Raw genomic sequence first — 6,000 nt, forward strand, 5'->3', positions numbered from 1 at the left:
TTGGGTCTTTGGCTATAAAAAAAAAGCCTATTTATGGCGATAAAAGAATAAGCCGAATCATTACAGGATTCGACGTCGACCGCTCCAAGGGAGCCGTCTGCCCCCGGCATGTTCGAGCTTCTTCAAACGCGCGCAATCGGTGTCGAAAATCGTCGATAAGCTGCATAATTGTTGCCAGAAATAATCATTTAAAATCGGATGCTTTATTTTTATCTCTCACGTATAATTGGGATAACGAATACTAGGCCTTAAGGGTTATGATCTAAAGGTCCCAACCTCCCAAGAAACGTGATTCCAAAAACCTAAGCACCAGGAGGCGAATTTACATTATGAAAGCGGAAGTTATCAACCCGTTTTTGGAATCGGCTAAGCTTGTGCTTCATCAGCTTATTCAGATATCCCCCTCGACGGGAGCTCTTGCGATCAAGAGCGTCAAACCGATCGACGATCATATTTGGATTCAGATCGGAATGACCGGACAGCTGAACGGCAATATCATGTTCGGCCTGCATGAGCAGGTAGCCATGCGGATCGTGTCGGCGATGATGGGCGGATTCGTTATTACCGAAATGGACGAAATGGGACGCAGCGCGATCTCGGAACTGGGCAACATGATCAGCGGCAACGCGGGCATTCTGTTGTCGAATCAAGGCGTGATCGTGGACATTACTCCTCCGCATGTCGTGCACGGCGACGAATTCAGAGGCGTTATGCCCGAGAAGGCGCTGACGATTCCGCTTCTTATGGAAGGCATCGGCGAACTGGATATTCAGGTGCTGATCTCGTAAACTGAACAGGCGAACATTTATCCGAATCACGAAGGAGCATTCGCCTATATGCTGAATAACAAAATCGTATGGATCACAGGCGCTTCGAGCGGAATCGGAGCGCTTGCGGCGCGTCTGGCGTCGGAACGCGGCGCGATTCCGATCTTGTCCGCCCGTTCGGAAGACAAGCTGAACCGGGCGGCCCAGGCGGTGCCGGGTCCGCACGGCGTACGCGTATTCGACGTCAGCCAAGCGGAATCGGTTGAAGAGACGGCCCGCTCGATCATCGAGCAGTACGGACAGATCGATATCCTCGTCAATAATGCCGGCTACGGATTGTTCGAGACGGCGGAGGAGATGGACCTGTCCGATTACGAAGGCATCATGGACGTGAACTATTTCGGCGTCGTCCGCTGCACCAAAGCGGTGCTGCCGCATATGCGGCGCGCCGGGAGCGGCCAGATCCTGACCGTCGCTTCGATGGCCGGCAAGTTCGCCACGGCGAAATCGGCCGGCTACGCCGCTTCGAAGCACGCCGCCGTAGGCTTCATGAATTCGCTGCGCCAGGAGCTGCGCGGAAGCGGGATCGCCGTCTCGACCGTCAATCCCGGGCCGATCGACACGCCGTTTTTCGAGACGGCGGACCCGGACGGCAGCTACGTCAAAAGCGTGGGCCGCTTCATCCTGCCGCCCGAGAAAGTCGCGCGCGAGATGGTGCGGATGATGGAGACGCGCCGGGACGAGATCGACCTGCCCCGTTATCTCGGGTTGGCAATCCGGCTCTACGGGCTGATGCCGCGAACGGCGGACAAGCTGGCCGGACGTTTCCTGAACCTGAAGTAAGCCGTGCGCCAAGTTCCGTAAGAATCGCGTTCCCGATTGCGGGGATGGGGTTTTCGCGGGGCTTTTTTTGCGTTAAGTTAGAGATAACACGCGGCCGGTTCGCGGCCGATCGGGCTGCCGGGCATCAGGCAAAGGAGGGACACGGATGAGCTGGATCGCTTCGCAGCCCTATTATCAGGTGCAGCGGGAAGTAAGTGAAGGACAGCAAAAACGCAGCGTGTCGGATCGGCGGATCGATCTGTATCACGACCGGATCACGACGCACCGACGGGAATTTTTGCTGACACATGTGTTCGACATCTCTTATCGCCGGATCGGGGGCGGGATCGGCCTGCTCTATTTGCATACGAGCATCGGCGTTTTCTCGTATACCGTCAATACCGATCCCAAGCCGTTTATCGCCTTGTTCAAATCGATGCCGACCGATTCCGGGCGCCAGGGCAGCGCCCCATCCTAGCACGTCAAGCCGTTCCCGCACGTCGGGTCGATCAAGCCGCAGACGCGAATTCCGCGCCGCTGCGGCTTTTTGCGTTTCTTTTTACGTCTCCTTTTGCCAGCCTTTTTGCCTGGCTTTGAATAAGCGGAATCTGTTTTTTATAAATCTAACGTTGACGTTAACGTTATTGTGTAGTAATATTCATATGTAAATGTTGAAATAATATGAAACGTACAGAAAACTTGCGCAAACGACGGGAGGAGGAGACGGATGGACGCCTACAAAATCGACGATGTCGCCCGCGAGACGGGGCTGACCAAGCGGACGATCCGCTATTACGAAGAAATCGGGCTGATGCCGGCACCGGAACGCAGCGAAGGCGGCACGAGGCGGTATACGCGCGCCCATATCGAGCATCTGCAGCGGGTCATCTCGGCTCGGGACGTGCTCGGATTTTCGCTGCAGGAGATTCAGGCCTATATGGTCTACGCGGAAGAGCTGACCGGACACCGCGAAGTGTATCCGCGTATCAGCGAACCGGAGCAGCAGCTGTCCAAGCTCCGGGAGATGGACGGGACGCTGGATCGGCAGCTGGGCCAACTGGACGAGAAGATCGGCCGGATCCTGGCGCTCAAAGAAGAACTGGAGCAGTTCCGAACCCGGGTACGCGGCGGAATCGCGCGGCTCGAAGCGGACACTCCCCAAACGTCGGAACCCAAGCCCAATACGCATACGGAGGGAACGGAGTCATGAAGAATCAAGTGATATCGGGGAACGCGCAGCGTCCCCCGGAAGGAAAAACGTTGAAGGAAGGCGGCTTTTTGTCCCAGCCCAAAGCGGTCTGGGCCGTGATGTTCGCCTGTATCATTTCGTTTATGGGCATCGGGCTTGTCGATCCGATCCTGCCGGCGATCGCCACGCAGCTGGACGCGTCGCCGAGCCAGGTCTCGCTGCTGTTCACGAGCTATAACTTCGTGACCGGCGTGGCGATGCTGATTACGGGCTTCGTATCCAGCCGGATCGGCGTCAAGAAGACGCTGCTGAGCGGCATCGTGCTGACCGTCGTCTTCGCGGCGCTGGCCGGTTCGTCGGACACGATCGCGCAGATCGTCGGTTTCCGCGGCGGCTGGGGACTCGGCAACGCGCTGTTCATCGCGACGGCCCTGTCGGCGATCGTCGGCTTGTCGACTTCCGGCACGGCCAAAGCGATCATTCTGTACGAAGCGGCGCTCGGCCTCGGCATCGCGGTCGGACCGCTGCTCGGCGGAGAACTCGGCTCGATCTCGTGGAGAGGACCGTTCTTCGGCGTCAGCGTGCTGATGGCTCTCGCTTTTGTGGCCGTCACCGTGCTGCTGCCGAAGATTCCGAAACCGAAAACGACGAGCAAGCTGTCCGATCCGTTCAAAGCGCTCGCTTATCCTTCGCTGATGACGCTCGGCATCGTCGCTTTCCTGTACAACTTCGGCTTCTTCACCCTGATGGCCTATTCGCCTTACGTGATGGGACTCGACGAGCACGGGCTCGGTTACGTCTTCTTCGGCTGGGGCCTGCTGCTGGCGATCACGTCCGTGTTCGTCGCGCCCCGTATTCAGGCCCGCTTCGGCACGGTCCGCTCGATGGCGGTCATGCTGACGCTGTTCGCGCTTGACCTGCTCGCCATGGCGGTCGGCACGGTCATGGGCAGCCCGACGACCGTTATCGTCTGCGTCATCGTGGCCGGCGCGTTCCTCGGCATCAACAACACGCTGATCACGACGGCGGTGATGGAATCGGCTCCGGTCGAACGTTCGACCGCTTCCGCCGCCTACAGCTTCGTTCGCTTCATGGGCGGCGCGGTATCGCCGTTTCTGGCCGGCAAGCTTGCGGAATGGTTCAGCGCGGAGATGCCGTTCTACTTCGGTGCGGTCATGGTCGTGATCGGCGTATTCGCCCTGCTGCTGAGACGCCGCCACCTGTCGCATATCGACGCGGCGATCAGCCATTGAGTCCAGGTCAAGGCGCAAGGTGAAAAGAAAATCGAAGTACGCACACCCAAATCCCAATTACGGAAAGGAAGCGGCATCCATGCAGCATATTCTGGTAGCGATAGACGGTTCATCCGGCGCCGCGCAGGCGCTGGAACAGGCGATCTCTCTCGCTTCTTCGTTCAAAGAAGTGTCCAAAATCACGGCTTTGCACGTCGATCCCGCAATCGCGATGAACGAGCCGGCGATCGGCTTCGACCCGGAAGCCCGGATCGAAGCGGAAGGGCTTGAGACGCTGCGTCCGGCGCTGGCGCGGCTGGCCGATTCCGGCCTGCCGCATGGCTCGGCCGTGCGGCGCGGCGATCCGGCGCGCGAGATTTGCGAGTTCGCCCGCCGCGAACGATGCGACCTGATCGTGGTCGGCACGCGCGGGCACGGGCTTGCCGCCGAGCTGCTGCTCGGCAGCGTCAGCCACAAAGTGATCCAGCACGCGCCCTGCCCGGTGATGACGATTCGCTGAGCGGAGCGGCCCAAGCCTCCTCCTTTCAAGCGTTCTTCCCTTCTTCGAGAAGCGGGAGGACGCTTTTCGGCGTATCCGGCTTTTCGATTTTCATTTGGGATTTGGGCCGATTCCCCCTATAATGGAGGGAGGACATGACTGAACATAAAGGTGGAACAACGTAATGACAAAAGAAATCGAACAATTTGCGCAGCTCGGCATCGGCGAAGCGCTGACAGCCTCGCTGCTTGAATACGGAATCGAGGCGCCGAGCCCGATCCAGACCGAAGCGATCCCGTACATTCTCGAAGGCCGCGACGTGCTGGCGCAATCCCAGACCGGTACGGGCAAGACGCTCTGCTATTTGCTGCCGCTGCTGGAGAGAATCGATCCGGAGAAAAAAGAAAGCCAGGTGCTCGTCATCGCACCGACCCAGGAACTGGCCATGCAGATCGTGCGCGAAGGCGAGAAATACGGCGCCGCGCTCGGCATTCAGACGATCGGCCTGATCGGCGGCGCTTCGGCGGCCCGCCAGATCGAGAAACTGCGCCAACGGCCGCAGCTCGTCGTCGGCACGCCGGGGCGGCTGCGCGAGCTGCTGTCGACGCGCAAGCTCAAGCTGCACGAAGTGCGCAGCATCGTGCTCGACGAAGCCGACCAGATCTTCCAGATGGGCGGCGCGGACGACGTGCGCTCCCTGCTCAAGGGCGCGCTGCGCGATCGCCAGCTGATCTTCCTGTCCGCTACGCTCGGACCCGACGTGCGCGGCTTGGCCAAGCGCGAGATGCGCGATCCGGCCGACGTCGGTATCGAGCCTGAACAGAAGCTGGTCAAGCTGACGCAGCATTTGTATTTCGAATGCCAGCAGCGCGACCGGATCGATACGCTCCGCCGGGTCGTGCGCCATTACAACCCGGACCGGGCGATCGTGTTCGTCAATCAGGCCGACACGATCGCCGAAGTGGAAGCGAAGCTGAACCACCTGGGGCTGGAAGCGCGCACCCTGTACGGCGACGCCGACAAAGTGACGCGCGCGAACGTGCTGTCGCAGTTCCGCGCCGGCAAATTCCGGCTGCTCGTCGCGACCGACGTCGCCGCCCGCGGCCTGGATATTCCGGGACTGGAACTGGTCGTGCATCTCGACCCGGCCGCGGATTCCGAGCATTACGTCCACCGGGCGGGCCGGACCGGCCGCATGGGACGCAAAGGGCTGTCGGTCTCGATCGTGACCGATCGCCAGGCGTTCATCATGCGCCGATTCTCGCGCGAACTGGGCACGGAGATCGAAGAGCGCGCCATGTATGACGGCGTGGTCCTCGATCCGGCGGAAGCCGACGAGCGCCGCTCGCGGCGCACGTCGAAAGGGCCGACTACCGGCCGCGGCGACAGCGCCAAGCCTTCGGCGAAGCCGGCGGCGCGCAGCGCCGCGCAAGCTTCGGCCGCGCCGTCGGGCGATGCGCCGGGCGGCGCCCGCCGCGACGCGGGCGGAGC

The 6,000-nt window shown here is 60.4% G+C and carries 7 protein-coding genes; all 7 read left to right on the plus strand.

What is annotated here, in order from left to right; genetic code table 11:
* The first annotated feature begins 329 nt into the window (after positions 1–329).
* Positions 330–788 carry a chemotaxis protein CheX gene (locus FTE24_RS15340; protein WP_141447026.1) on the plus strand — a complete coding sequence of 153 codons (459 nt, stop codon included), beginning with the start codon at positions 330–332 and terminating at the stop codon, positions 786–788.
* A gap of 48 nt (positions 789–836) precedes the next feature.
* On the plus strand, positions 837–1,610 hold the full coding sequence (locus FTE24_RS15345) for an SDR family NAD(P)-dependent oxidoreductase (RefSeq protein WP_150232796.1): 774 nt from the start codon (positions 837–839) through the stop codon (positions 1,608–1,610).
* 145 nt (positions 1,611–1,755) lie between these two features.
* Positions 1,756–2,067 carry a hypothetical protein gene (locus tag FTE24_RS15350; RefSeq protein ID WP_150232798.1) on the plus strand — a complete coding sequence of 104 codons (312 nt, stop codon included), beginning with the start codon at positions 1,756–1,758 and terminating at the stop codon, positions 2,065–2,067.
* A 249-nt stretch (positions 2,068–2,316) separates the two neighbouring features.
* Complete coding sequence (locus FTE24_RS15355; protein ID WP_150232799.1) at positions 2,317–2,799, plus strand: helix-turn-helix domain-containing protein; 483 nt, start codon at positions 2,317–2,319, stop codon at positions 2,797–2,799.
* Complete coding sequence (locus FTE24_RS15360; RefSeq protein WP_237401774.1) at positions 2,796–4,031, plus strand: MFS transporter; 1,236 nt, start codon at positions 2,796–2,798, stop codon at positions 4,029–4,031. Before FTE24_RS15355 ends, FTE24_RS15360 begins: the two co-directional genes overlap by 4 nt.
* A 79-nt stretch (positions 4,032–4,110) precedes the next feature.
* Positions 4,111–4,530 carry a universal stress protein gene (locus FTE24_RS15365; protein WP_150232801.1) on the plus strand — a complete coding sequence of 140 codons (420 nt, stop codon included), beginning with the start codon at positions 4,111–4,113 and terminating at the stop codon, positions 4,528–4,530.
* Positions 4,531–4,693: 163 nt separating this feature from the next.
* The coding region (locus FTE24_RS15370; RefSeq protein ID WP_160441785.1) for a DEAD/DEAH box helicase at positions 4,694–6,000 on the plus strand (1,307 nt) is incomplete at its 3' end.

This window comes from Saccharibacillus sp. WB 17 (assembly GCF_008634075.2).
Lineage (GTDB): Bacteria > Bacillota > Bacilli > Paenibacillales > Paenibacillaceae > Saccharibacillus > Saccharibacillus brassicae.